General features: G+C 60.0%; 25 protein-coding genes and 5 tRNA genes. 10 read left to right on the forward strand and 20 right to left on the reverse strand.

Translation table 11 applies throughout. The features are described from left to right. Nucleotides 1-137: 137 nt before the first annotated feature. Entirely contained in the window at nt 138-1,406 is a 1,269-nt protein-coding gene (gene murA / locus QP971_RS09965) for a UDP-N-acetylglucosamine 1-carboxyvinyltransferase (RefSeq protein WP_005325837.1), read from the reverse strand. Nucleotides 1,407-1,427: 21 nt separating this feature from the next. Then, complete coding sequence (gene ramA / locus QP971_RS09970; protein ID WP_005325834.1) at nt 1,428-2,267, reverse strand: acetate metabolism transcriptional regulator RamA; 840 nt, start codon at nt 2,265-2,267, stop codon at nt 1,428-1,430. 264 nt (nt 2,268-2,531) lie between these two features. On the opposite strand from ramA, the gene cysK reads away from it, so the two are divergent. Together cysK and epsC are read left to right on the forward strand one after the other, a co-directional pair. Beyond that, nucleotides 2,532-3,467, forward strand: a complete 936-nt coding sequence (cysK, locus tag QP971_RS09975) for a cysteine synthase A (protein WP_239273282.1) — start codon at nt 2,532-2,534, stop codon at nt 3,465-3,467. Between the two features lie 70 nt (nt 3,468-3,537). Next, a complete protein-coding gene (gene epsC / locus QP971_RS09980) occupies nt 3,538-4,101 on the forward strand; it encodes a serine O-acetyltransferase EpsC (protein WP_225746468.1) in 564 nt (187 codons plus the stop codon). Nucleotides 4,102-4,141: 40 nt separating this feature from the next. On the opposite strand, the gene QP971_RS09985 is transcribed toward epsC, so the two are convergent. The 6 genes from QP971_RS09985 to QP971_RS10010 form a co-directional block, all read right to left on the reverse strand. Then, on the reverse strand, nt 4,142-4,432 hold the full coding sequence (locus QP971_RS09985) for a GNAT family N-acetyltransferase (RefSeq protein WP_269953839.1): 291 nt from the start codon (nt 4,430-4,432) through the stop codon (nt 4,142-4,144). Nucleotides 4,433-4,480: 48 nt separating this feature from the next. Then, nucleotides 4,481-4,553 (reverse strand) — tRNA-Phe (locus QP971_RS09990). Nucleotides 4,554-4,572: 19 nt separating this feature from the next. Continuing rightward, nucleotides 4,573-4,646 (reverse strand) — tRNA-Asp (locus QP971_RS09995). 85 nt (nt 4,647-4,731) lie between these two features. Then, complete coding sequence (locus QP971_RS10000) at nt 4,732-5,046, reverse strand: DUF4288 domain-containing protein (protein ID WP_225746466.1); 315 nt, start codon at nt 5,044-5,046, stop codon at nt 4,732-4,734. A 58-nt stretch (nt 5,047-5,104) separates the two neighbouring features. Then, nucleotides 5,105-5,178: transfer RNA gene (locus QP971_RS10005), tRNA-Asp, on the reverse strand. Between the two features lie 35 nt (nt 5,179-5,213). Then, nucleotides 5,214-5,289, reverse strand: a tRNA-Glu gene (locus tag QP971_RS10010). A gap of 82 nt (nt 5,290-5,371) precedes the next feature. Between QP971_RS10010 and QP971_RS10015 the strand changes: the two genes are divergently transcribed. Further along, entirely contained in the window at nt 5,372-5,704 is a 333-nt protein-coding gene (locus QP971_RS10015) for a metal-sensitive transcriptional regulator (protein WP_005325826.1), read from the forward strand. Between the two features lie 30 nt (nt 5,705-5,734). On the opposite strand, the gene QP971_RS10020 is transcribed toward QP971_RS10015, so the two are convergent. After that, nucleotides 5,735-5,807, reverse strand: a tRNA-Lys gene (locus QP971_RS10020). A gap of 109 nt (nt 5,808-5,916) precedes the next feature. Further along, nucleotides 5,917-7,419, reverse strand: coding sequence for a succinyl-CoA:acetate CoA-transferase ScpC (scpC, locus tag QP971_RS10025; RefSeq protein ID WP_284811676.1), 1,503 nt, complete (start codon nt 7,417-7,419; stop codon nt 5,917-5,919). A gap of 191 nt (nt 7,420-7,610) precedes the next feature. On the opposite strand from scpC, the gene dusB reads away from it, so the two are divergent. After that, nucleotides 7,611-8,756, forward strand: coding sequence for a tRNA dihydrouridine synthase DusB (gene dusB, locus QP971_RS10030; RefSeq protein ID WP_284811674.1), 1,146 nt, complete (start codon nt 7,611-7,613; stop codon nt 8,754-8,756). Between the two features lie 101 nt (nt 8,757-8,857). Then, on the forward strand, nt 8,858-9,586 hold the full coding sequence (gene phoU, locus QP971_RS10035; protein ID WP_239273289.1) for a phosphate signaling complex protein PhoU: 729 nt from the start codon (nt 8,858-8,860) through the stop codon (nt 9,584-9,586). A gap of 74 nt (nt 9,587-9,660) precedes the next feature. On the opposite strand, the gene pstB is transcribed toward phoU, so the two are convergent. From pstB to mshD, 5 genes are all read right to left on the reverse strand, one after another. After that, nucleotides 9,661-10,434 (reverse strand): phosphate ABC transporter ATP-binding protein PstB, encoded by a 774-nt coding sequence (pstB, locus tag QP971_RS10040; RefSeq protein ID WP_023019857.1) that lies wholly within the window; start codon nt 10,432-10,434, stop codon nt 9,661-9,663. Between the two features lie 51 nt (nt 10,435-10,485). Then, nucleotides 10,486-11,400 (reverse strand): phosphate ABC transporter permease PstA, encoded by a 915-nt coding sequence (gene pstA / locus QP971_RS10045; RefSeq protein ID WP_239273290.1) that lies wholly within the window; start codon nt 11,398-11,400, stop codon nt 10,486-10,488. A 14-nt stretch (nt 11,401-11,414) separates the two neighbouring features. Continuing rightward, nucleotides 11,415-12,461, reverse strand: a complete 1,047-nt coding sequence (gene pstC, locus QP971_RS10050; RefSeq protein ID WP_239273291.1) for a phosphate ABC transporter permease subunit PstC — start codon at nt 12,459-12,461, stop codon at nt 11,415-11,417. A 120-nt stretch (nt 12,462-12,581) separates the two neighbouring features. Further along, nucleotides 12,582-13,685: a phosphate ABC transporter substrate-binding protein PstS gene (gene pstS / locus QP971_RS10055; protein WP_284811672.1), complete on the reverse strand. Its 1,104-nt coding sequence runs from the start codon at nt 13,683-13,685 to the stop codon at nt 12,582-12,584. Between the two features lie 212 nt (nt 13,686-13,897). Next, nucleotides 13,898-14,815, reverse strand: a complete 918-nt coding sequence (gene mshD, locus QP971_RS10060) for a mycothiol synthase (protein ID WP_284811671.1) — start codon at nt 14,813-14,815, stop codon at nt 13,898-13,900. A gap of 33 nt (nt 14,816-14,848) precedes the next feature. Between mshD and QP971_RS10065 the strand changes: the two genes are divergently transcribed. Next, nucleotides 14,849-15,676, forward strand: coding sequence for an LmeA family phospholipid-binding protein (locus QP971_RS10065; protein WP_284811669.1), 828 nt, complete (start codon nt 14,849-14,851; stop codon nt 15,674-15,676). Here the strand turns inward: QP971_RS10065 and QP971_RS10070 are convergent. Then, nucleotides 15,660-16,697: a diacylglycerol/lipid kinase family protein gene (locus QP971_RS10070; RefSeq protein WP_284821777.1), complete on the reverse strand. Its 1,038-nt coding sequence runs from the start codon at nt 16,695-16,697 to the stop codon at nt 15,660-15,662. The genes QP971_RS10065 and QP971_RS10070 overlap by 17 nt on opposite strands. Nucleotides 16,698-16,750: 53 nt before the next feature. Between QP971_RS10070 and QP971_RS10075 the strand changes: the two genes are divergently transcribed. Further along, complete coding sequence (locus QP971_RS10075) at nt 16,751-17,446, forward strand: heme-binding beta-barrel domain-containing protein (protein WP_005325810.1); 696 nt, start codon at nt 16,751-16,753, stop codon at nt 17,444-17,446. Here QP971_RS10075 and QP971_RS10080 read toward each other — a convergent pair. Beyond that, nucleotides 17,443-18,306: an aminodeoxychorismate lyase gene (locus QP971_RS10080; RefSeq protein WP_284811667.1), complete on the reverse strand. Its 864-nt coding sequence runs from the start codon at nt 18,304-18,306 to the stop codon at nt 17,443-17,445. The two genes, QP971_RS10075 and QP971_RS10080, sit on opposite strands and share 4 nt — an antisense overlap. A gap of 30 nt (nt 18,307-18,336) precedes the next feature. Between QP971_RS10080 and ygfZ the strand changes: the two genes are divergently transcribed. Both ygfZ and QP971_RS10090 read left to right on the forward strand, forming a co-directional pair. Next, on the forward strand, nt 18,337-19,401 hold the full coding sequence (ygfZ, locus tag QP971_RS10085; protein ID WP_284811663.1) for a CAF17-like 4Fe-4S cluster assembly/insertion protein YgfZ: 1,065 nt from the start codon (nt 18,337-18,339) through the stop codon (nt 19,399-19,401). Nucleotides 19,402-19,541: 140 nt separating this feature from the next. Then, nucleotides 19,542-19,739: a DUF3073 domain-containing protein gene (locus tag QP971_RS10090; RefSeq protein ID WP_239273297.1), complete on the forward strand. Its 198-nt coding sequence runs from the start codon at nt 19,542-19,544 to the stop codon at nt 19,737-19,739. Nucleotides 19,740-19,828: 89 nt separating this feature from the next. Here QP971_RS10090 and purM read toward each other — a convergent pair whose 3' ends face one another. The 3 genes from purM to QP971_RS10105 are packed head-to-tail and all read right to left on the reverse strand — an operon-like array spanning nt 19,829 to nt 22,811. Further along, a complete protein-coding gene (purM, locus tag QP971_RS10095) occupies nt 19,829-20,881 on the reverse strand; it encodes a phosphoribosylformylglycinamidine cyclo-ligase (protein WP_239273298.1) in 1,053 nt (350 codons plus the stop codon). Between the two features lie 18 nt (nt 20,882-20,899). Continuing rightward, nucleotides 20,900-22,396, reverse strand: coding sequence for an amidophosphoribosyltransferase (gene purF / locus QP971_RS10100; RefSeq protein ID WP_284787393.1), 1,497 nt, complete (start codon nt 22,394-22,396; stop codon nt 20,900-20,902). A gap of 10 nt (nt 22,397-22,406) precedes the next feature. Then, nucleotides 22,407-22,811, reverse strand: coding sequence for a sterol carrier family protein (locus QP971_RS10105; protein WP_284811662.1), 405 nt, complete (start codon nt 22,809-22,811; stop codon nt 22,407-22,409). Between the two features lie 33 nt (nt 22,812-22,844). Here QP971_RS10105 and QP971_RS10110 point away from each other — a divergent pair, with 33 nt between their 5' ends. Beyond that, nucleotides 22,845-23,855, forward strand: coding sequence for an acyl-CoA thioesterase (locus QP971_RS10110; protein WP_284811660.1), 1,011 nt, complete (start codon nt 22,845-22,847; stop codon nt 23,853-23,855). Nucleotides 23,856-23,966: the final 111 nt, after the last annotated feature.

Consider the following 23,966-nt stretch of genomic DNA (forward strand, 5'->3'; position numbering starts at 1 on the left):
TCGAACCAAGTCCGCACAAAATTCGCTTAAAAGTAACCAACCGGCTACCTCGCGGCGACTTGGATTAATGTAGTCCAACCCCACCAACAATGACAAATCCCCAGCACACAACGGAAAACGGTGTGCTAGGGACGTCGTTAAAAGAGCTCTTCTTCTTGAGTTCTTTCAATTGTGGCGCCGAGGCGCTGCAGGTTTTCTACAAAGTTGGGATATCCGCGGTCGATGTGGAAAACATCGTGGACCGTAGTGGTCTCATCCGCACACAGTGCAGAAAGTACAAGGCCCGCACCCGCACGGATATCGGAACTCCACACGTGAGTAGAAGAGAGTCGTTCTTTACCGCGGACTACTACATGGTGACCGTCAACCTGGGCGTCGGCCCCCAAGCGCAGCATTTCATCCACAAAGCGGAAGCGGGATTCAAAGACATTCTCCGTAATGACGGTCGTTCCGTCCGCAATGGCAGAGATGCCAATAGCCATCGGCTGCAGGTCGGTGGGAAATCCCGGAAATGGCAGGGTCTGGTAGTCCACAGCTTGCGGGCGCTGATCCATGCGCACGCGAAAACCATTCTCATAGGTCTCTAGTTCCGCGCCGGCGGACTTCAGCTTTTCGAGCGGCAGATGCAGGTGGCGCGGGGAAATTCCACCCACGGTGATATCGCCCTGGGTCATGGCGGCGGCGTACGCCCACGTGCCGGCCACAATTCGGTCACCAATAACCTCATGCTGGGTGGGCTGCAGCTTATCGACGCCGCGGATGGTCACCACCGAGCTTCCCTCGCCCTCGATATCGGCGCCCATGGACTTGAGCATGGTGCACAGGTCGACGATTTCCGGCTCGCGAGCTGCGTTATGGAGAACGGTTTCGCCTTCGGCGAGGACCGCAGCGGTAAGAATATTTTCGGTTGCGCCTACGGACGGGAAGTCCAGGCGGATATTCGCACCTCGCAGGTGCGTAGCCTCTGCCACGACGGCACCGTGTTCAATACGGGTGGTGGCGCCGAGCTTTTCTAGGCCGGTTTGGTGCATATCGAGCGGGCGGGAACCAATCGCGTCACCACCAGGCAACGCTACCTTCGCGTGGCCACAGCGGGAGGTCAAAGGCCCGAGCACGCAGACGGATGCGCGGAATTGGCGGACCGCGTCAAAATCCGCGTTGGATTGCGGCTGTGCAGGGGTCGTAATCCGGACTTCAGAGCCCTCGATGACTACCTCGCAGCCGAGCCCCTCGAGAACCTTCTTCATGAGGGGGACGTCCAGAATTTCTGGGCAGTTCGTCAGCGTCGTAGTGCCCTCCGCCAGCAAGGATGCGGCCATGAGCTTCAAGACGCTATTTTTCGCGCCATCTACTTTAACGGTGCCCTCTAGGCGGGCACCGCCGGAAACAATAAACTGATCTTTCACAACTGCCTACGCTACCGGTTCTTAAGGCAATGCGCCGATACGACGGGCGGCATTAACCGCCTCGTAGCGGGTGTGCGCACCGAGTTTGCGCATTACCGAGCGCAAATAAGACTTAACGGTTTCTGCGCCGATTCCCATTTCCTCAGCTGCTTCTACGTTGGTATGGCCTAGGGCCACACAAGAGAGAACGTCGAGTTCGCGGGCGGAGAGCTTGGTGGATTGCTTCACGCGCACCGGCGAGACCATCTGGTCACACAACGTCTCTAGCTCCTTGCGCAGTTCCTCGTCTTCTACGCGGTTGGCCAGCATACGCAGCTTGGAGTGAGTAGAACGGACCTGCTCCCACTCGGCACCGTTCATGACGTGGCCGCGGGCGGCTCCGCCCTTGGACCCATCGGCACGTCGCATGGCGGAATTAACGGCCAAATCTTGCTCGAGGGTGCGCGCGGTCATCGTCACTTCTTCAATGACCTTGTCGCCCAAACGAACTGGGGAGTGAACACCGACGTAGAGGACGCCGCGAATTTCGCGCTGCACAGTAACGGGCACGGCCACAATGGAGTGCAGACCCTCGTCCTGGATTACGCGGTCGTTCTCGTGCGAGATGGTGGTGGCACGCGTGTAGTCGGATACACCTACCGCACGGCGAGTGCTGACCACTCGCCCACCTACACCGACGCCGGAGTCAATGATCAGATTCTGCAGCGCTGGGGTGCGTAGCCCCACCCACTGTGTGATCTGCAGGCGATTATCGGGCAGCAGCGTGGCGTACATCGTCACCGGAATACCTGTAGCGGTCTTCAGGGACGACAGGGCCGCGCGTACGGATTCTTCATCATCTTTGAGGCGATGCGACTCCATGAGACTCTTTCCTCGTCGGGGGTAACCAAGTAGGTGTACCCGTCCTCCCCCGGGAATTTGGGGATCAGCGGGCAACTGAGTGGAAGTATAGACAGCATGTGGGGGTAATTCGAAATCGCCCTCGGCTTATCCGGCGCTGCAATCCCACATGGAATGCCCGAATGCCCGGTCTAGCATTTATATACTGACTGGTCTACTTGTGTAGTGTACGCTTGCGTTGTACGCGATTTGAACCCAAATCTGATTCCCAAAGGAGTCCACAGAATGGCTGTCTACAATAACATTATGGAAACCATCGGCGGCACCCCGCTGGTCCGCCTGAACCGTCTCACCGAGGGCAAGGGCGCCACCGTGCTTGCCAAGGTTGAGTCCTTTAACCCGGCCAACTCCGTGAAGGACCGCATCGGCAAGGCCATCGTCGCAGCGGCCGAGAAATCCGGCCAGCTCAAGCCAGGCGGCACCATCGTGGAGGCTACCTCCGGCAACACCGGCATCGCCCTGGCCCTGGCTGGCGCCACCTTGGGCTACAAGGTCATCCTGACCATGCCGGAGACCATGTCCAACGAGCGCAAGGTGCTGCTGCGTGCTTACGGCGCAGAAATCGTGCTGACCCCGGGTGCGGCGGGCATGCAGGGCGCCGTGGACAAGGCGAATGAAATTGTCGCCGAGACCGATAACGCCATCCTGGCTGCACAGTTCGCTAACGAGGCGAACCCGAAGATTCACGAGGAAACCACCGGCCCGGAGATTTGGGAAGACGCAGAGGGCAAGGTTGACGCCTTCGTTGCTGGCGTAGGCACCGGCGGCACCGTTACCGGTGTAGGCCGCTTCCTGAAGTCCAAGAACCCAGACCTACACCTGGCTGCGGTAGAGCCGTCCGACTCCCCTGTTCTGTCTGAAGGCCACGCTGGCCCGCACAAGATTCAGGGCATCGGCGCTAACTTCGTTCCTGAGGTACTTGACCGCGAGCTTCTCGACGAAGTCTTTACGGCCACCACCGAGGAGTCCATCAAGGCATCCCGCGACCTGGCTACCCAGGAAGGCCTGCTGGTTGGTATCTCCGCCGGCGCCAACGTTTCCGCAGCTCTGAAGCTGGCGGAGCGCCCAGAGTTCGAGGGCAAGACCATCGTGGTTGTCCTGCCGGACTTCGGTGAGCGCTACGTTTCCACCATCCTCTTCGAGGACATCCGCGAAGCTTAAGTTACTTCGCTTGAATAAAAGCACCCGCCAACCTTGGCGGGTGCCTTTTTTATGCCAGTACTATGTGGGCATGAACATTATGAGCTACATCCGTGAAGACTTAGCGAATGCAAGAGATCACGATCCGGCCGCGCGTGGCGACATCGAAAATGCAGTAGTGTACTCCGGCCTCCACGCGGTGTGGTCTCACCGCATTTCGCACTGGATGTGGAAGCGTGGCCTGCGCGGGCCCGCGCGCATCTTGGCGCAGATTAACCGCTTCTTTACCGGCGTGGAAATCCACCCAGGCGCAACTATCGGCCGCCGGTTCTTTATCGACCATGGCATGGGCATTGTCATTGGTGAAACCGCAGAGATTGGCGATGGTGTCATGCTCTACCACGGTGTCACCCTCGGCGGCCAGGTCCTTACCCAAACCAAACGCCACCCCACTGTCGAAGACAATGTGACCATCGGTGCGGGCGCCAAGGTGCTCGGTCCCATTACGATCGGTGAAGGATCGGCCATTGGCGCCAATGCCGTGGTGACGAAGGACGTTCCGGCCGAAAATATCGCGGTGGGCATTCCGGCCAAGAACCGTCCGCGCAACCCGAATGAGCGCATTAAACTGGTCGACCCTGACTACTACATCTAAATTCTCTCCCGGCGGCTCACAGGCAACTGTGGGCCGCTTTTTATATGCCTTCTGCGCGCAGCAGATCGCGGTATTCGGGGTTCTTATCTATAAAATGCGCCACGGCGGAGCAGGAAGCAATGACTTGCTTGCCGACGCCCCGGACGTCGTCAAGCGCGGCCTTAATCAGCGGCGCTGACAATCCTTGGCCGCGGAAAGCATCCTTGATGACCGTGTGGTTGAACTCGCGCGTCGTGCCGGCATCTACGTAGTGGCACGCGCCCGCCTCGACGCCGTCCACGGTAAGGAGGTAGCGGGACTTATCTGTCTGGTGTGCAATAGCATGTTCCATGTGCCCATACTAAGCAAAAATGGCCCCTCTTACGAGGAGCCATTATTGTGGCCAGAGCCAGGATCGAACTGGCGACCCCACACTTTTCAGGCGTGTGCTCTACCGACTGAGCTATCTGGCCAGAAACCCGAAGGTTTCCGCGACCCTGACGGGACTTGAACCCGCGACCTCCGCCGTGACAGGGCGGCGCGCTAACCAACTGCGCCACAGGGCCATTTTTAATTATGCGTGCGCTCTTGGGCACGGATAGTTACTCTACAGAAGACTCCCAATACTCACCAAATCAGCACGTCAGAAAGCTATTTAGAGGCCTGCAGCGGATCTTTTCCGCCCAAGTTCATCTCAAAGCGCTCATAGTCTTCCATTGCAGCAAAGTGCCGCGAGTAAAGGTCGCAATCTCGATCCACATGGCCGTAGAGAGCGGGTGCGACATCGACAATGTGGCGCAGCCACAGGCCCTCATATTCTTGCTCATGGGCCCGTGCCTCGACCTTCCGGTGCGCCTCCTCATCCGAGCCTGCATAGACGAGAAAGAAGTCCTCTCGGAAGAAGTTAGAATGCTCCGAGCTTTCGGAGGCAAGTTCAAAGACAGCGATTCCGACGTATGGCTCCATAGCGCCAGCCTAACAAAACAAAAAGCAGCAACCGCCGAAGCGATTGCTGCTCATTCTGCGACCTTGACGGGACTTGAACCCGCGACCTCCGCCGTGACAGGGCGGCGCGCTAACCAACTGCGCCACAAGGCCAATCGAATATCCAATTCGAACCAACACTTTCGTGTTGGTACCCCCAACGGGATTCGAACCCGTGCCGCTGCCGTGAAAGGGCAGTGTCCTAGGCCGCTAGACGATGGGGGCCCGTCGCGCTAAGGCGACCTCTAGAAATATACTGGAGACCTCACCTAGTTACAAAATCGCTCCCCCAGAAAGATTAGGAACCATGTCTGACCAGCATCAAACGTGCTCCTGCCACGAGCCGCACGTACACGGATATAACGCGGATTCTAAGAGCAAGGATCGCTACCTTGCCCGACTCAAGCGCATTGAGGGGCAGGCACGCGGCATCCACCGCATGGTCGAGGAAGACCAATACTGCATCGACATCATTACCCAGATTTCGGCGGTGAAGTCGGCGCTGGAGAATGTCTCACTGGCGCTCCTAGAAGACCATATTGAGCACTGTGTGGCTGGTGCCGCCGCCGAGGACGGTGAGGTAGCTACCGAGAAGCTAGAAGAGGCCATGCGCGCCATTAAGAAGATGGTGAAAAACTAAAAGGAGCCACCCAAAAGGTGGCTCCAGTTGTGGGCCCTGTGGGGATCGAACCCACGACCTGCGGATTAAAAGTCCGTAGCTCTACCAACTGAGCTAAAGGCCCAACGTCGCTTCATTTTAGCGTGCGGTATTTGCAAAGTCCTAATTAGGGGGGCGTCGGCAAGCGAAAGGCGCCCAGCTCGCCGCTGAGCGCCTGCCGGGGCGTGGCTACATTAGCCGCGCATATCGCCGTTCTCCATGAAGCGGACCTGGAAGTCAAAGGCGGTCTTCAGGTCGTGCGGGGTGTGCTGGAACTTGTTTTCCTTGGCACGGTTGAAGTATTCCTCGAGCAACGGACGGTAGTCCGGATGTGCCACGGAGATGACCTTCTCCACGCGCTCCTTCGGCGCCAGGCCGCGCAGGTCGGCTACGCCGTACTCGGTAATGATGACCATGGTGTCGTGCTCGGTGTGGTCCGTGTGGGACACGAACGGAACCAGCGCGGAAATTGCGCCATCCTTAGCCACAGACGGGGAAACGAAGGTGGAGATATAAGCGTTGCGGGTGAAGTCACCCGAGCCGCCGGTGCCGTTCATAATGCGGGAGCCGGACACGTTGGTGGAGTTGATATTGCCGTAGATATCGGCCTCAATCATGCCGTTGGAGGAAATCAGGCCGACGCGGCGGATGACCTCTGGGTGGTTGGAAACCTGCTGCGGGCGGAGGATGATGTGCTTACGGTAGCGCTCTGCGTCCTCATTCATCTTCTCCGCGTAGTCTGGGGACAACGCGAAAGAGGTGGCGGAAGCCATGGTCATCTTGCCCGCATCGATGAGATCGAGCATGCCGTCCTGAATGACCTCGGTATAGGCCTGAATATTCTCAAACTTGGAATCCAAAAGTCCGGCCATCACGGCGTTGGGGACGTTGCCCACGCCGGACTGCATGATGAACTTGTCATACTCAAGGCGACCAGCGGCGACCTCTCCCTCGAGGAACTCGATGAAGTTGGCGGCGATCTTCTCGGAAATCTCGTCCGGTTCCTTGAACGGCGCGTTGCGGTCCGGGGCATCGGTCTTAACCACTGCGACAACCTTGTCCTCCGGGACCTCCATGTAGGTGGTACCGATGCGGTCGCCCGGCTTAGTGATAGGGATTGGCTGGCGGTTAGGCAGCTTTTCAATGCGGTAGATATCGTGCATGCCCTCGAGGTTGATGGACTGCCACTCATTGATCTCGATGATGATCTTATCAGCAGCCTCGATGAACTCGAGGTTATTGCCCACTGCGGAGGACGGCACCACGTGGCCTTCTTCGGTAATGCGCACGGCCTCAATAATGGCTACCTGGAAGTCACCGTAGAAGCCCTCTTCTACCTGCTGGCCCGAGTGAGACAGGTGGATATCCTGGTAAAGCGCGGTCCCATCATTGAACTGCTTACGCAGGGTGGGATCGGAATTATAAGGAGAGCGGAAGCGAATCGCCTCAGCTTCCGCCAGAACGCCATCGCAGTCCGGGGCGGTGGAAGCGCCGGAGAAGACGTCGATCTTAAATTCCTCGCCCTTTTCATGTAGAGCCTTGGCCTTCTCTGCAATGGCAGTGGGCAGACCCTTGGGGTAGCCAGCACCGGTGAAGCCGGAAATTCCCACGCGATCACCGTGGTTGACGTGCTGAGCAGCCTCTTCTGCGGAAACTACGAGCTTCTCGAATGGGGCATATGCGATTCTTTCGGACAAGGGTAATCCTCCTTCATTAAGGGGCCAGCCAAAATAACGGCCGTCCTAAATAGTTACACAGCCCACATTAGCGAATCTTTGCAAGATTTCCACCACTCTTGTGTGATCTTTACCCCATAAAGCAAAAATAGGGAACGTCACCACTGTGGACCTGGTTGCTATTTTCCCCCGTTAACTAGCACAATTGGGGCGTGAATTTGCGCATTGGACACTACAATCTCTCCTCCCCCGTCATCCTCGCCCCGATGGCGGGGGTAACCAACGTTGCCTTCCGCACGTTGTGCCGCGAGCAAGAGCTGGAGCGCACCGGCACGGTGTCGGGCCTCTACGTTTGCGAAATGGTCACGGCCCGCGCCTTGGTTGAGCGCAATGAAAAGACTCTGCACATGACCACCTTTGCGCCGCAGGAGGATCCCCGTTCCCTGCAGATCTATACGGTGGATCCGGAATATACCTATAAAGCCGCGAAGATGATCGTCGACGAAAACCTGGCGGACCACATCGATATGAACTTTGGCTGTCCGGTTCCCAAGGTGACCCGCCGCGGCGGCGGTTCCGCGCTGCCTTATAAGCGACGCCTCTTTGGCAATATCGTCTCCGCCGCGGTCAAGGCCACCGAGGGAACCAATATCCCGGTCACGGTGAAGATGCGCGTGGGCATTGACGACGAGCACCATACGCATCTCGACGCCGGGCGTATCGCCGTCGAATCCGGTGCCGCCGCCGTTACCCTACACGGCCGCACCGCCGCTCAGCGCTACTCCGGCGAAGCACGATGGGACGAAATCGCGCGCCTCAAAGAACATCTGGCAGATACTGGCGTGCCAGTACTGGGCAATGGCGATATCTTCCGTGCCGAGGATGCCCGCCGCATGATGGAACAAACCGGCTGCGACGGCGTGCAGGTAGGCCGCGGCTGCCTCGGCCGCCCGTGGCTTTTTGCCGAGCTCGGCGCCGCACTGCGCGGCGAGTCAATTCCGGCAGAGCCCACCCTGGGCGAGGTAACCCAGGTAATCCTTCGCCACGCAGAGCTACTGGCGGAGCACGATGGCGAGGACAATGCTTCCCGCGATATCCGCAAGCACATCGGTTGGTACCTGCGTGGTTTCCCGGTTGGTGGCCAGGTCCGCGCGGGCTTAGCCAAGGTCAATTCCCTCGATACCTTGCGTGAGCTCCTTGCACCTTGGGCGGATTCCGACGCCCTGGCTGCCGACGCCGACGGAGCCCGCGGCCGCCAGGGCTCGCCATCCAAGGTGGCTTTGCCGGATGGCTGGCTCGACGATCCAGAAGACGACTGCGTTCCGGTTGCCGCTGACATTATGAACTCCGGCGGATAACCTAACAAAGGTATAAGAGCAGCTAGGGACCCACAGGAAACTTGCATTTATGCTGTATTTAAGTTGCGCAAGCGCCGAAATTTTTCGCTATTATCTTTGGCATGCGTGCCGCTTACAGGGAACACCTAGACAATTTCTCCCACGACCTCATCGTGATGTGCGATACCGTTCGCGACATCATGGATAAGGCCTCCTTGGCGCTGCTGCAAGGCGCCTTGGACTCCGCGGAAGATGCCCTCACGATGACTGAGGAGCTAGATGAGATCCGCGCTAGGTGCTCTGAGCGTGCCGTAAAACTCTTGGCCCTGGAAAACCCCATGGCACAGGACCTCCGTCAGGTGGTCTCCTCGATTTATATCGTGGAGGATCTCTACCGGATGGGCCGGCTTTCCCAGCACATCGCGGCCTCCGCGCGCCGCCGCCACCCTGTTGCCGTGGTACCGGCGAATTACATCGGCTACTTCGAGGAGATGTACCGTCTCACTGAAGAAATGGGGTCGGTCCTGCACGATATCCTCGTCACCCCTGATGCGGATTTGTCCGTCAACCTCCGTGCCGACGATGATGCAGTGGATGATATCAACTCCCATATGCTGCGCATCCTGACTCAGCGCGAATGGGAAGGCAGCGTGCGCGAAGCCGTTGAGACCTCACAAATTACGCGTTACTACGAGCGCTATGCGGACCACTGCGTTTCCGTGGCCGGCCACATCATCTATCTGACCACGGGTCTTTTGCCCAATGACTATGCCAAGAAGCTAGAGGAGGACAAAAAGGACGCCGAATTTGAAGCACGGATGGCAGATCTCGAGCGTCAGTTTCGCCGTTAGACGAATCTAAGCACCAAAGAAGGGGGCCGGTTCTTTCGAACCGGCCCCCTTCTCTCGGACAATCTCTCTACTCTTTAGCCAAAGCGGCCAGAAATGTAATCCTCGGTCTCCTTCTGAGAAGGATTCTCGAAGATCTTGGTGGTGTCATCGAACTCCACTAGGTGGCCTGGCTTACCGGTTGCTTCTAGGGAGAAGAAGCCGGTCTTATCGGACACGCGGGCTGCCTGCTGCATGTTGTGCGTCACAATAACGATGGTGAAGTTTTCCTTCAGCTCGTGGATGAGGTCCTCCACGGCGAGGGTGGAAATCGGGTCCAGCGCGGAGCAAGGCTCGTCCATGAGTAGCACCTCTGGCTCCACGGCGATAGCGCGGGCGATGCACAGACGCTGCTGCTGACCACCGGAGAGGCCGCCGCCTGGCTTGTCCAAGCGATCCTTAACCTCGTCCCACAAGTTGGCGCCGCGCAAGGACTTCTCCGCGACTTCCTTGAGCTTCTTCTTGTTCTTTTCACCGGACAGCTTCAGGCCTGCCACGACGTTGTCCTCGATGGACATCGTGGGGAACGGGTTAGCCTTCTGGAAGACCATGCCGATGGTGTTGCGTACGGATACCGGGTCGACCTTCGGTCCGTAAATATTGGTGCCATCGAGCAGGATTTCGCCCTTCACGGAGGCGCCGGGGATAACCTCGTGCATGCGGTTGATGGTGCGCAGCACGGTGGACTTACCACAGCCGGAAGGGCCGATGAATGCGGTCACGGCCTGGGCCGGAATCTGCATATTCACGTTCTGCACGGCGTGGAAGTCGCCGTAAAAAATGTTCACGTCATTGAGCGCGAGCTTAGACATTTGGGAGTTTCTCCTCTAGCAAGTGTATGGCGGAATCGAGTGGTACGGCGTTTACTTCTTAACCGAGAACTTCGCGGAAACGATGCGGGCCGCAATGTTGAGGACGGCGATGAGGATAACCAGCGTCAACGCTGCTCCCCAGAGCTTGTCCAGTACGGCGGGCTGTGCGCCGGCCTTGTACATATCCAGCATCATCAGCGGGAGCGAGGACTGAGAGCCCTTGAAGGCATCCCAGTTGATGACGGAGGAGGAACCAACCAAGACCAGCACCGGCGAGGACTCACCCATCACGCGGGCAATCGCCAGCATGATGCCGGTGACGATGCCGGACAGTGCGGTAGGCAGAACGATGCGGGCGATGGTCTTCCACTTCGGAACGCCGAGTGCGTAGGATGCCTCACGCAGATCCATTGGGACCACGCGTAGCATCTCTTCGGTATTGCGCACCACAATCGGGATCATCAGCAGCACCAGGGACAGCGCCACGGCGAAGCCGGAGCGGCCGAAGCCGAACAGGGTGATCCACATGGCGAAGATGAACAGGGCCGCAACGATGGAAGGCACACCGGACAGGATGTCCACCATGAAGGTGGTGATGCGGCCGAGCCAGCCGCCCTTGGAGTACTCCACCAAGTAGATGGCGGTAAAGATACCGATCGGGATAGAGATAATGGAGGCCAGAATGGTCTGGACGAAGGTACCAACGATGGCGTGAGCGGCACCGCCGCCGGAAGAACTATTCATGATGCCGCGCTGGGAGGCGGTCCACCATTCAGGGTTGAGGATGACGCCACTGCCGCGGGCGATGAGTTCCCACAGAACCCACACCAGCGGAACCATGGCCAGAATCATTGCGCCCCAGACCACCGCGGTGGCGATGTTATTGGTCATCTTGCGGGAGCCGGAGATGTCCAGGAAGGTCGCGCCGCCTTGGGAGGCAGGCTTGGCATTAGTAGTCGTAGTCATTGATCCTCCCCTCCTTACTTATTCTTCACGATGGCGCGGGCAATTGCGTTGACCACGAAGGTCAGCAAGAACAGCATGAGGCCGGCGGCGATGTAGGCACCAGCGCGCATCTCGTTACCGAACTCGGCAGATGCCAGGGCGATGGCCGTGGCGAAGGTCGTGCCGCCGTCGAAAAGCGAGAAGCGGAAGTCAATCAGCGGTGAGACAACCATGTACAGCGCCATGGTCTCACCCAACGCACGGCCCAGGCCGAGCATGGAGCCGGCGATGTAGCCGGACATGCCGAATGGCAGAACGGTCATGCGGATAACTTCCCAGCGGGTAGCACCCAGAGCCAGGGCGGATTCCACCTGGCCCGGAGGGGTCTGCACGAAGACCTCGCGCGCGGTGGCGGCGATGATCGGCAGAATCATCACAGCAAGCACGATGCCACCGGTAAACAGGTTGCGGCCAGTAGCGAAAGACGGCGAGTTGTCGAAGACGTGGAACAGGAAGAAGCCACCCGCCCAGGATTCCATCCAGGAGTAGAAACCAGATAGGGCCGGGCCGAGAACCTGCCAGCCCCACAGACCATAAACAATGGAAGGAACCGCAGCGAGCATGTCCACGAGGAAGCCGAGCGGCTTAACCAAGCGGGCAGGCGCGTAGTTGGACAGGAAGATGGCGATGGCCAGGGCCACCGGCATGGCCAGCAGAAGGGCGAAGACCGAAATGAGAACGGTGGTTCCGAACATGGTCGGAATACCGAACTTCATCGCGGAGGTATCGGAGGTCTCCCAGCGGCCACCGTAGGTGAAAAAGCCCATGATGCCGCCGTCGTTGACGGCCAATGCGGGCACCGCTCGCCAGAGCAGGAAGGCAGCAATGGCCGCAATCATGACGGTGATAAGCGTTGCCGAAGCAGTGGAAAAGAACTCAAAGACACGGTCGCCTGGGCGCTTTACGCCGCTATTGGAGCTGGTGGTAGCTACCTCGTCGTGTCCGCTGTTGGAGACTCGCTCGGCAGAGGTGGCGTTTGCATCCGTCTGCTCTGGAGCCGTGGTGAGATTATTGTCTGCCATGAGACTGTTAATCCTTTTCAGCGTTAAAAATGGAAAATATCGTTACATACCTGCGCCCCCAAAGCGCGAATCGTGTGCGGCAGTGGGGGCGGGAGGTATTAGCTTTTATAGCTTTAGCGCTTACTGCAAAGCGTCAACGGCAGCCTTCAGCTTGTCCAGGTGTGCGCCTTCGACCGGAATGAAGCCCTGCTCAGCCAGCTGGTCATCCTGGTGATCCAGGACGGTGGTGAAGAAGGACTTGACCAGCTTGGAGGTCTCCTCATCGTAGCCCTTGGAGCAGACGATGTTGTAGGTGGTCAGAATAAGCGGGTATGCACCCTCATTGTCGGAGGAGAACAGTGCCTCGGAGTCAACAACCATGTTGTGCTCGGAGTCGGTCTCCTTGAACTCCAGGTTCTCCAGAGCCTTGTTGACGGACTCGGTGGACAGCTCAACTGGGCCGTGGCCGAAATCGATCTTGGCCTTCTTGACGCCCTCGCCCTCCTTCTGGTCCGCGAATCCGGACTCAACGTAGGTGATAGCACCGTCGATGCTTGCAACCTGGTCAGCAACGCCGGAGGAGCCGTTAGCACCCTCACCAACAGCGTCTGGGAACTGCTTGCCCTCGGAGTCCCAGTCACCGGTAGCGGCCTTCAGGAACTTCTGGAAGTTTGCGGAGGTACCGGACTCGTCGGAACGGAAGATGACGGTGATGTCCTTGTCCGGCAGGTCGGTGCCCTCGTTGTCAGCAGCGATGGCCTTGTCGTTCCACTTCTTGATTTCGCCCTTGAAGATCTTGCCCAGGGTCTCAGTGGAGAGGTTGATTTCAGTGTCACCCAGGTTGTAGGCGATTGCAACCGGGCCGATGGTGGTTGGCAGGTGCCATGCCTCGTTGCCATCGCAACGCTCAGCGGCAGCCTCAACCTCGCCCTCATCTTCCTTCAGAGCGGAGTCAGAACCAGCGAAGTCAGCCTGGCCGTTGGTGAAGGCCTCCACGCCGGCGCCGGAACCGGAAGCGTTGTAGGACAGGGAAGCGTCTGGGTAATCCTCGGAGAACGCGGTCTGGAAGTAGGACATTGCGTTCTGCTGGGAGGATGCACCGTCACCGACGAGCTCGCCGGAGACGTCCTCGCCGCCAGCGGAACCGGAGGAGGAGCCAGACTCCTCAGAGCAAGCTACGAGAGCGGTGGAGGTTGCGGCTACGATGCCGAAGATTGCGGCGGTGCGCTTGAAGTTGCGAATCACGGGAAAACCCTTTCCGGTGCAGATCAGAGATTGATTGTCCGAGGAAACCGCTTCTCCTAGAGAGATATCCTGCATCCCGCTCCGCCTTCTGGGGCGAGATGCAGGCGCACAGGTGCGGTTAACTCACAGGGTGTAAAGCTATCCGCAGGATCTAACCAAAAGGGTGCCAAGAGGTAAACACTGGGTGAACAAACGTGGCGCACCCCATGACGTTAGTCACACACGCCCCATACGACGTGTTCTTCATCAACCTCAAAACCTAGGCGCTCGTACGCCTTCAGCGCCGGATCATTATCCGCTTCTACATAAAGAATTACCCGCTGAGCTCCCTTTTCCACCATGCGGCGCAGGCCGATTTGCAGCAGCGGACCACCCAACTTCTTGCCGCGGTAATCTTCCGCCAAGCCCACCACGTAGACCTCACCGAAGCCCGGAGTTTCCTCCGCATGCCACTTGGTCCAGTGGAAGCCGGCCAGTGCCGGCTCATCTGCCGTATCCCACAGGAAAAGCAGGTCTGCGGGGTCGAACCAGTCCGCCTCCATGCCGCGGTGCAGGCGATCAATATCCCAGCCACCTTGTTCGGGATGCCAAGAAAAGGCCTCGTTATTGACTTTGAGCCACTGCTTTTCCACAAAGTCCTTGCCCCACTTATCCACCGCCTCGGTGTAATTCAGGGTGGTCAGTGGCACGCATTCGGGACGGGCGGCCACTGCAAGCTCTTCTCCCCCGATACCCATGACCACCAGCTTGCGGGTGACCTGCAGGTCGCGGGAGTGCGCCAGCGTCTGTGCCGCCGGTAGGTTCCCGTGGGCCCAGGCGTGGAGGTTGGGGGTCTTAGCGGCGGCGTCGTAAAGCGCGGCACCAAAGCCCTGACTGCGGAAGTCGGGGGCAATGAATAGCTCGGCAGTGGACCCCTCCAGACCGGCTACGCCGCACGGCTCCTCCCCTACCCAGGCCACCAGGTGGCGGTGCTCCAAGCGGGAATCGCTAAGACCGTTGAGGAATTGCTCCGACAGCGGCGCCATTCCATCGGCACGTTCGGCCTGCTCAGCCAACGCCCCTACGCGGCGAGCCAGCTCCGGTGCGTCCGGTAGGTTTTCTTCCGTAATCTTAAAGGCATTGCTAGTCATAGGCCCCAGAATACGTAGGGTAAGAATGAAAGGGTGAGTGTTCTTAAGATTGACCGGCGCATCGTGCACGTCCTCCTCGTGGTGTGCGTGCTCATTGCGGCCTGGGTGGCGGATGCCTGCGTGGCTATGCACACGGAACACAAGGTGGCGCAAGCCGTGAAAGCCAATTCGCGGCTGGATAATACGCCGGATGTTTTCATCGGCGGCACCCCCTACGTGTGGGCGGCGGCTTCGAAGGAAATCCCTTATCTCGAGGTCAAGGCGCTAGATGTGGAGGTGCCCAAGCTAGGCATGGTCAATGCTTCAACCGTGCTACGCGATATCACCGTCACCCCAGAGCAGGTAGTGAATGGAGATATCGAGGGCGCGCCCGTCTCCACCTACTCGCGCGGCATTTCCTTGGATGGTGTGGCGCTGGGCCGCCTATTGGGGATTACCGATCTCTCCATCGCCAACCCGGACGATATTTCCCCCTCCGGTGGCACCTCTGCAGAAGCAGAGCTAACGGGCACCCTGCCTGGCGACGCCCACAAGTCCACCGCCAAGGTCACCCTCCGCCTGGTTGGGCCGGAGTTTCGCATGCAGGTCTATGGCACGAACGATGAGCGCCTGCAAAAGGCCTTTTCCCTCAACTTCGATACCCGCCAGTTGCCGCTTCCGGCCCAAGCGACCGCAGTAAAGATGCAGGGCGGCACCATTTCCTTCGAGGTACAGCGCCGTAATATTAAGGTGCAGCTGGCCCAGCTCTCCCCGCTGGAGATTGAAGGATCGGAGCAAAAGGCCGTGGAAGAGGCGGAAAAGAAGGCCGCTGATACCAAGCACCGAGTCGGCCCCGCGCCGCAGACTAGCGCAGGCGAATAAAGTCCCGGAAAACTTCCTTCATCGTGCGCTGATGGGCCTCTCGCCTATCCTGCGGGGCGAATACCTCGATGGCATCCTTCACGGAGGCCAAGGTAACCGCGTCAAAGCGCCCCTCCGATTCTCCATCGGCTTGGAAGCGCTGCGGTTCGCGGCAGACTAGCTCAACCCGCATGGCGTCGTCGAAGGCCACCGTCTTTTCTTTGGTGAGCCTATTGAGCCATCCGCGCTTATCGGCACCGAAGAGGTGCAGCAGGCCAACGACGCCGCCGAGCCCGCTAAACTCCTCCAGCCCAAAGAGAGCAAGGCCCTCATCAAAGGAATTGCGCGGGTTAGTCACTACCGGCAGCGGGCCCAGGAATGTCCACGGGTTGGTATTTGAGGTAAACATCAGCGGCACATCATTCTTGTGCAGCCGCTCGCCATCACTGGACTCGGCTGTCACCGCAATATGCGGTGGGTTCTTCCGCGCACGACTCCAGGCCCGAATGGCGACGTTGAGGTAGCGCAGCGGGGTGGCCGAAAATCCCTGCTCGCGAGCGCGATCCACGCGCGCCAAGACATCCGCGTCCAAACCGAAGCCGGCGTTGACGGCAAACCACCGCTCGTTCCACGTTCCTAGGTAGATGGTGCGGCGCAGATCCCGGTCGAGCATGCGCGCCAGCACATGGGTGGCCTCCACTGGGGTGTTGGGGAACCCTAGGGCGCGCACAAAGACATTGGCGGAACCGGTAGGAATTACGGCCAGCGCCGGGATGGACTGAGGATCGGGTCGCTGCTCATCAGCCGGTCCGAGAAGCCCGTTGACTACCTCGTTGACGGTTCCGTCCCCGCCCACGGCAATGATGACGTCATAGTCATCCCTCGTCATTCCCCTGACCATCTCTTCGGCGTGGCCAGGGTAATGCGTAAATTTCACTTTGAGGTGCAGGCCCTCTACCGCTTGTAGGCAGGGAACGATTTGGCGGAAGAGGGCGTTGGTTTGTGAGGTCGAGTTTGGATTCGAGATCATCAATGCGTGCACGAGGCCCAAGTCTAGTAGTTAAAAAGGCGGGTGCACGACTAGGCTGGACGCCCATGAGCGAAAATAATAATGAAACCACCCCTGAAAACATCGAAACCACCGCGGCTTCCCACCCTGAGAATGATCCTGGAAAACTCAATGGCAACGATGCCGTGAACCAGGCTGCCGAGCAGTGGAAGGACGCCGCTAGCCGCAATATCCCCGCTCTCGAGCTGGGCGATACCCCAGTACCGGACGATACCGCGAACCTGCGCCAGGGCCCCTCGCTGCACGACGGCCTGCTGGGGCTACTCCCCCTTGTTGGCGTCTGGCAGGGCGAGGGCCAGGCCCACGATACGAAGGGCCAGGAGTACACCTTTGGCCAGCAACTGGTCATCGCCCATGATGGCGAAAATTACCTGACGTTTAGCTCCCGCACCTGGAAGATCGATACCGAAGGCAAGCCGGAAGGCCCGTCTGTGCGCGAGACCGGCTTCTGGCGTATCTCGGAAAAGGATGAAATCGAGGTCACCTACACCTCTTCTACCGGCATCGTGGAAATCTTCTACGGCGAACCCTTCAATGACCGCGCATGGCAGCTGGAATCCGCCTCCACCATGGTCACGGAAACCGGCCCGAAGAACCTAGGCCCAGGCAAGCGCATGTACGGCCTGATGCCCAATAACAACCTGGGCTGGGTAGACGAGCGCATGGTTGATGGCGAAATGCGCCCCTACATGTCTGCGGAGCTCACCCGCATCGCTGGCTAGGACCCTAGCGCGGCATCAATAAGGTCTCGGATGACGTCCACGTTATCCGGGGCCTTTAATTTTTTGTCATTCAACCGGGTGACACGCGCCGCAACGCGCACGGAGGACACTAGCCACACCGAATCCGCCTTTTCTAAGTACTCCACGGTCAGCGGCTTGGCCTTGCAGCGATAGCCTTTCTCTTTCGCGTGCGCGAAGAGCGCCGCTTGCGTGGTGCCAGGCAGGATGCCGCGGCCGGCCGCAGTGCGCAGTTTCTCGCCTTTGACGGCCACCACAGTTGAGGTCGCCCCCTCGAGAATTTCTCCGGTGTCCGGGTCGGTGAGGATGAGATCCTCAAAGCCCTTCTCCCGCGCCATGCGCAGCATCGCCATGGTGGCCGCGTAATTGAGCGTCTTGGCGGGCAATTCCTCCGCCACGTGCCACAGGCGGGGGCTTGTCATGACGGCGACGCCGTGGGCGCGCTGCTCTAGCACCTTGTCCTCAATCGGCTGCACAACAACCCACGCGCTCGGCCGCCCCGTGGAGGCGCGCCCGCGGGTATAGGTCCACGAGCATTTAGCATCGCCTTGCTCGTCCCCGCAGAAGTCCGCGATGGCGAGCCGGGTGGCTTCTTCCCATTTGTCCATGGGCGGCTCCGGCAGGTTCATCGTGCGGGCGGAATCGCAGAAGCGCTGCGCATGGCGCTGCAGGTTAGCGGCTTTGCCTCCGCGCACGAGCAGGGATTCAAAGATGCCATCGCCGCGGGTGACCGCGGCATCGTCCGCGTAGACGAGAGGCAGCGCGGGCATGTGCCTGCGTACCGACCCTCCAAAGGGCTCCACAACGTAGATGACCGGCTCTTTTCGCGGCGAAAACTTCATACTTTTGATTATGCCCTACCATCGGTAGTTGTGAGTTATTCTTCGCCTCTTCTGCAGCGCGCCGGTGCCGCGGAGCACCAGGACGCGACCGTACTCGATGCCCAGGGCGTGGCCTGGCACTATGGCAATCCGCTGGGCGAGCAACGGGCCGCCGATGGCGGCACCATCGTCATTGACCGCTCCCAGCGCCGCGTCATTCGCGTGAGCGGCAAGGACGCCGCCGAGTTTCTGAATAATCTGCTTTCACAGAAGCTTGACGACGCCCCCGTGGGTTTCACCGCCGGCGCCCTCGACCTGGACATCCAAGGCCACATCCTCCACCACATGGATATCGTGCGGACCGACGATGCCTTTCTTATTGACGTCCCCGGGGCGCAATTCGACTCCCTCTTTAAGTTCCTCACCATGATGGTCTTTTGGTCCGAGGTCACCGTAGAGGAAGCCGATATCGCCACCCTTACCCTCCTGGGTGAGGCCGATGTTTCACTTCCGCCCATGGCGGAGTTTTCCCGCCAGGTCCAGTGGCCAGGAATTAAGCGCGTTGACCTTGGCATTCCCCGCGAATCATTGGTCGAGGCAACGAAATACCTTGAGGAATCCGGTGCTCGGCTAGCGGGGCTCATGGCGTTTACCGCCGAGCGCGTGCGTGCCCGCGAGCCGGAGCTGGCAGCGGATCTGGATAATAAATCTATCCCCCACGAGGTGCCGCAGTGGATCAGCCGCAGCGCCGCTAATCCGGCCCACGTCCACCTCAATAAAGGCTGCTACCGCGGCCAGGAAACGGTGGCGCGCGTAGAAAATCTGGGCCGCTCCCCTCGCCTATTGGTGCAGCTGCACCTCGACGGCTCCGCGCCACAGCGGCCAAATGTGGGCGATAACATTACTTTCAATGGACGTAAGGTAGGCCGCATCGGCACGATTGTGGATGACTGCGATTTCGGCCCCATCGCCTTGGGGCTGGTCAAACGCTCTGCGCTGGACGCCGGCGCCCTAGAGGTGGGCGATACCGCAGCGTCGATCGATCCCTCCTCCATCCCCGAGGATGAGGGCCCCAAGGCTGGGCGCGAAGCGGTAAACCGGCTGCGCGGGCGCTAAATCTCCCACTAGAGAGGGGGCGGTGCGGAATTTTTTCGTCACACAAGCTATTGTGTCTTACAGGAAGATACTCAATAGACAAGTCGATGGGGCGCCCAAGAATCCCTGGCGCGCCCTACTAACCCAAGGGGGTCATGCACATGGGACGCGGACGCGCCAAGGCAAAGCAGACCAAAGTTGCACGCCGGCTCAAGTACAACTCACCCGAAATGGATATCGAGTCCCTACAACGGGAACTCGCCGCACAGCAAGAGGGTGACTCCCACGATTACGAAGAGGATGACCCATACGCCGACTACGTCGACGAATGGGATGATGCCGACCGCGACGAACGCTAATCTTCCGCTCGCCGCCGGATAGCTCAAGGGCCCTAGGAAATCTCCTAGGGCCCTTCCTCATACCCTCCCCTGGCAGGGGCAGGGCCCTGCTAGAAGTTTGGGTGCTCGCCGTGCATGACCACGCGCGGTTCCTCGCCGGAAGCGTTGCGGACGGTGCCCAGCTCCCACGCATCGATGTGGCGTGCGGTAAGCATTGCCAGGGCACGGTCACGGTCTTCGGGATTGACTACGGCAATCATGCCGACGCCCATGTTGAAGGTCTTCTCCATTTCCGCCAGATCCACCTTGCCCACCGAGGAGATGAGCTTGAAGACCTGGCCTGGGGTCCAGGTGGCGCGGTTGATATCGGCTGCGAGCCCCTCTGGAATGACGCGCTCGAGGTTGCCTGCCAGTCCACCACCGGTAACGTGGCAGAAGGTGGATACGGAGCATTCGCTGGCCAAAGCCAGGCAGTCCTTGGCGTAAATGCGGGTGGGCTCCAGCAGCTCCTCGCCGAGGGGACGACCGAGCTCTTCCACGTGGCCGTCGAGAGGCATGCCAGCCTGCTCCAGCAGGACGTGGCGGGCCAGGGAGTAACCATTGGAGTGTAGGCCGGAAGAGCCCATGGCGATGAGCACGTCACCATCACGGACCTTGTCTGGGCCAAGTACGCCATCGGCCTCAACGACGCCTACCGCAGTGGCGGAGACATCGTATTCGTTTGCTTCCATCATGCCGGGGTGCTCGGCGGTCTCACCACCCAGCAGCGCGGCACCGGCCTGTACACAGCCCTCGGCGATGCCTTTGACTACCTCGGCCACCTTTTCCGGCACGACCTTGCCCACGGCAATATAGTCCTGCAGGAAAAGCGGCTCCGCGCCGCAGACAACGAGATCGTCCACACACATCGCAACGAGGTCGATACCGATGGTGTCGTGCTTGTCCATGGCCTGGGCCACGGCCAGCTTGGTGCCGACGCCGTCGGAACCGGCGGCGAGGATGGGCTCCTTGTAATCGCCGAGCTTGAACAGGCCAGCAAAGCCGCCAAGACCGCCCAGAACCTCAGGGCGGGTGGCGCGCTTAGCGTGCGGGGCGAAAAGTTCTACGGCGCGGTCACCCTCTTCGATGCTGACGCCGGCTGCTGCGTAAGTATTGTCACTCATGGTTTCAGGTGTCCTTTGTTATTCGGTGCCGAGCAGGGTGCGCACGGCGTCTGCATTGGAGTTTCCGGCGGGCAGGCCAAGTGGGTACTCACCCGAGAAGCAGGCGGTACACAGCTCGGAACGCGGCTGTTCGGTGGCGGCCACCATCTCCTCAATGGAGACAAAGCCCAAGGAATCGGCGCCGATGGTGTCACAGATAGTGGCGCAGACGGTTTCCGGATCATCGGAGGGGCTGGCGTTGGCGATCAGCTCCCCCGGGGAGGCGAAGTCGATGCCGTAGAAACATGGCCACTTCACTGGCGGGGAGGCGATGCGCACGTGCACCTCGGCGGCGCCGGCCTCGCGCAGCATGCGGATGAGTGCGCGCTGGGTATTGCCGCGGACGATGGAATCATCCACCACGACGAGCTTCTTGCCGTTGATGACCTCGCGCAGCGGGTTGAGCTTCAAGCGGATGCCCAGCTGGCGCAGGGTCTGGGTGGGCTGGATAAAGGTGCGTCCCACATAAGCGTTTTTGACCAAGCCGTGGGCGAAGGTGATGCCGGATTCGCGGGCATAGCCCACGGCGGCCGGGTTGCCGGATTCGGGAACCGGGATGACCAGGTCCGCGCCCTCGGCCGGGTATTCGCGGGCTAGGCGGCGGCCAATGTCCACACGGGAGGCGTTGACGGAGCGGCCCTTGATATCGCTATCCGGGCGGGCCAAGTAGACGTATTCGAAGACACAGCCGTGGCGCTTGGCCGGCGCGAAGTTCACGGAACGGATGCCAGCCTCGTCGATGGCGACGAGCTCACCGGGCTCAATCTCGCGGATGAACTGAGCGCCGCAGATATCCAGCGCACAGGTCTCGGAGGCCACCACCCAGCCCTTGGCCAAGCGGCCGAGGACCAGCGGGCGCACGCCGTGCGGGTCGCGCGCGGCGTACATGGTGTGACCATCGGTAAAGGTCAGGCAGAATGCGCCCTTCACGCGCGGGAGCAGGTCACGGGCGGAGTCGAAGACGGAGGTGTCTTCATCCACGCCGTCGGCAAGCAGCATGGACAAGCACATGGAATCGGACACTGATTCCTCGTTGGGCTTAATCAGGCCGCGCTGCACGGCCTCCTCGCGCAGCTCTAAGTAATTGACCAGGTTGCCGTTGTGCCCAAGGGCGATGTCTACCCCGGTGGAGGAGGTAGAAAACATCGGCTGGACATTGGACCATTCCTTGCCGCCGGCGGTGGAATAGCGCGTGTGGCCCACCGCAACGTTTCCTTGGAGGGCAGACAGTGTGGACTCATCAAAGATATTGGCTACGAGGCCCATGTCCTTGAAGACGACGATGCGGTCATCATCGCCCACCGCAATGCCGGCAGCCTCCTGGCCACGGTGCTGCAGGGCGAAGAGACCAAAGTAGGTCAGCTTGGAGACTTCCTCCCCGGGAGCCCACACGCCATAGACGCCGCACTCTTCGCGGGGCTCCTGCTCATTCTGATCGTCAAGATTGGTGATACTAGGAGTATGTACTTCTACCACGGCGTTTATATTAGCCTGTCACGCCGCCGGAAACTAACGGGATAAGCGGCAACCACTGCGCAATTTCGCCCGCGCGGGAGCCGGAAGCATCGACGCGACCAGTGCTTACGGCCTCCTCCCAGTCCGCCAATCCGGTGGCGAGGCGCAGCCAGGTTTCCGGGTCGGTCTCCACCACATTGGGTGGGGTGCCGCGAGTATGGCGGGGCCCTTCAATGCATTGCACCGCAACAAATGGGGGTACGCGCAGCTCCACGGAATGGCCCGGCGCGTCGGCCTCGAGGGTGCGGGCGGTGCGACGGACGGCGTCGGCAAGCAGGGCCCTACCAGGCTTATCGTGCTCCGCCGGGGCGGCAATCCAGTCTTTAATGGCCATAACGGCCGCGCGGGTGGCTGCGGGATCGACGGGCTTTTTCATAGCTACATCATAGCTACTGTTATCTTGTTGTTTATGTCACCTACGCCTTCCGTTGCGGAAAATCAGAAATCGCCGGCGCTGACGCTGCGCTTTATGGCATCGCCAACCGACGTCACCATGGCCGGCGCCCCCGGCATCAGCGGCGGACGCGTCTTGGAATGGATTGATAAGGCCGCCTATGCCTGCGCCGTGCAGTGGTCCGGCCAATACTGCGTGACCGCATACGTGGGCCATATCCACTTCACCCGGCCGATCCCTTCCGGGCACATCGTGGAGGTCCGCTCGCGCATCGCTATGACCGGGCGGTCCTCCATGCACATCGTCAACGAGGTGCTCTCTGCCGACCCGCGCGAAGGCATTTTTACCCGCGCCTGCGATTGCCTGGTCATCTTCGTAGCCAAGGACCCGGCCACCGGTAAGTCCACCCCGGTGCCGGCCTTTGGCCCCGAGACCGATGAGCAGTGCCGCGTGGAAGAGGCCGCCAAGTCCCGCATCGAGCTGCGCAAGGCCATCGAGGAAGAGATGGAAAAGCAAACCTACAACGGGCCTTCCGACGCCCCGCGCATGGTCAACCGCTTCCTGGCCAAGCCCACTGACGTCAACTGGGGCGGCAAGGTCCACGGCGGCACGGCCATGCAGTGGATCGATGAGGCCGGCGCAGCTTGCACCATGGAGTGGTCCGCGGAGCGCACCGTTGCGGTGTACGCCGGCGGCATCCGCTTCTACCGCCCGATTTCCATCGGTGACCTCATCGAGGTCGACGCCCGCATGATGCGCACCGATACCCGCTCCATGCAGATGTCCATCCACGTCCGCTCCGGCAACCCCCGCGGCGGCCGCGAACACTTACAAACCGCCATTCACGCCACCGTGGCCTATATCGCCCTCGATCACGATGGCCAGCCGCAGGTGGCCCGGCCCTTCCACCCGCACACCGAGGAAGACAAGCGCCTGGCCGAGCACGCAACCCTCCTGCGAGAGCTGCGTGCGAAGTACTCGCCAAAGCCTTTGGTGGTGGCGCCGTCGAACCAGCACATCGACTAGCTGCTCTCCCCTCGTTTCGGTGTTAGCAAGTCCATAGTGGCAGCGGGCTCCCCGCCTTTCTGCGTTAGATGGACGTATATGCGGCCGACGATTCCCGCCGCTCGCTTTCGC

The organism is Corynebacterium marquesiae, assembly GCF_030229635.1.
Lineage (GTDB): Bacteria > Actinomycetota > Actinomycetes > Mycobacteriales > Mycobacteriaceae > Corynebacterium > Corynebacterium marquesiae.

What these genes read in the sequence shown, in the direction of transcription:
- ramA (WP_005325834.1), bottom strand. Translation starts at nt 2,267, where the DNA reads ATGGAGTCGCATCGCCTCAAAGATGATGAAGAATCCGTACGCGCGGCC.
- cysK (WP_239273282.1), top strand. Translation starts at nt 2,532, where the DNA reads ATGGCTGTCTACAATAACATTATGGAAACCATCGGCGGCACCCCGCTG.
- epsC (WP_225746468.1), top strand. Translation starts at nt 3,538, where the DNA reads ATGAACATTATGAGCTACATCCGTGAAGACTTAGCGAATGCAAGAGAT.
- QP971_RS09985 (WP_269953839.1), bottom strand. Translation starts at nt 4,432, where the DNA reads ATGGAACATGCTATTGCACACCAGACAGATAAGTCCCGCTACCTCCTT.
- QP971_RS10000 (WP_225746466.1), bottom strand. Translation starts at nt 5,046, where the DNA reads ATGGAGCCATACGTCGGAATCGCTGTCTTTGAACTTGCCTCCGAAAGC.
- QP971_RS10015 (WP_005325826.1), top strand. Translation starts at nt 5,372, where the DNA reads ATGTCTGACCAGCATCAAACGTGCTCCTGCCACGAGCCGCACGTACAC.
- phoU (WP_239273289.1), top strand. Translation starts at nt 8,858, where the DNA reads ATGCGTGCCGCTTACAGGGAACACCTAGACAATTTCTCCCACGACCTC.
- pstB (WP_023019857.1), bottom strand. Translation starts at nt 10,434, where the DNA reads ATGTCTAAGCTCGCGCTCAATGACGTGAACATTTTTTACGGCGACTTC.
- pstA (WP_239273290.1), bottom strand. Translation starts at nt 11,400, where the DNA reads ATGACTACGACTACTAATGCCAAGCCTGCCTCCCAAGGCGGCGCGACC.
- pstC (WP_239273291.1), bottom strand. Translation starts at nt 12,461, where the DNA reads ATGGCAGACAATAATCTCACCACGGCTCCAGAGCAGACGGATGCAAAC.
- mshD (WP_284811671.1), bottom strand. Translation starts at nt 14,815, where the DNA reads ATGACTAGCAATGCCTTTAAGATTACGGAAGAAAACCTACCGGACGCA.
- QP971_RS10075 (WP_005325810.1), top strand. Translation starts at nt 16,751, where the DNA reads ATGAGCGAAAATAATAATGAAACCACCCCTGAAAACATCGAAACCACC.
- QP971_RS10080 (WP_284811667.1), bottom strand. Translation starts at nt 18,306, where the DNA reads ATGAAGTTTTCGCCGCGAAAAGAGCCGGTCATCTACGTTGTGGAGCCC.
- QP971_RS10090 (WP_239273297.1), top strand. Translation starts at nt 19,542, where the DNA reads ATGGGACGCGGACGCGCCAAGGCAAAGCAGACCAAAGTTGCACGCCGG.
- purM (WP_239273298.1), bottom strand. Translation starts at nt 20,881, where the DNA reads ATGAGTGACAATACTTACGCAGCAGCCGGCGTCAGCATCGAAGAGGGT.
- QP971_RS10105 (WP_284811662.1), bottom strand. Translation starts at nt 22,811, where the DNA reads ATGAAAAAGCCCGTCGATCCCGCAGCCACCCGCGCGGCCGTTATGGCC.
- QP971_RS10110 (WP_284811660.1), top strand. Translation starts at nt 22,845, where the DNA reads ATGTCACCTACGCCTTCCGTTGCGGAAAATCAGAAATCGCCGGCGCTG.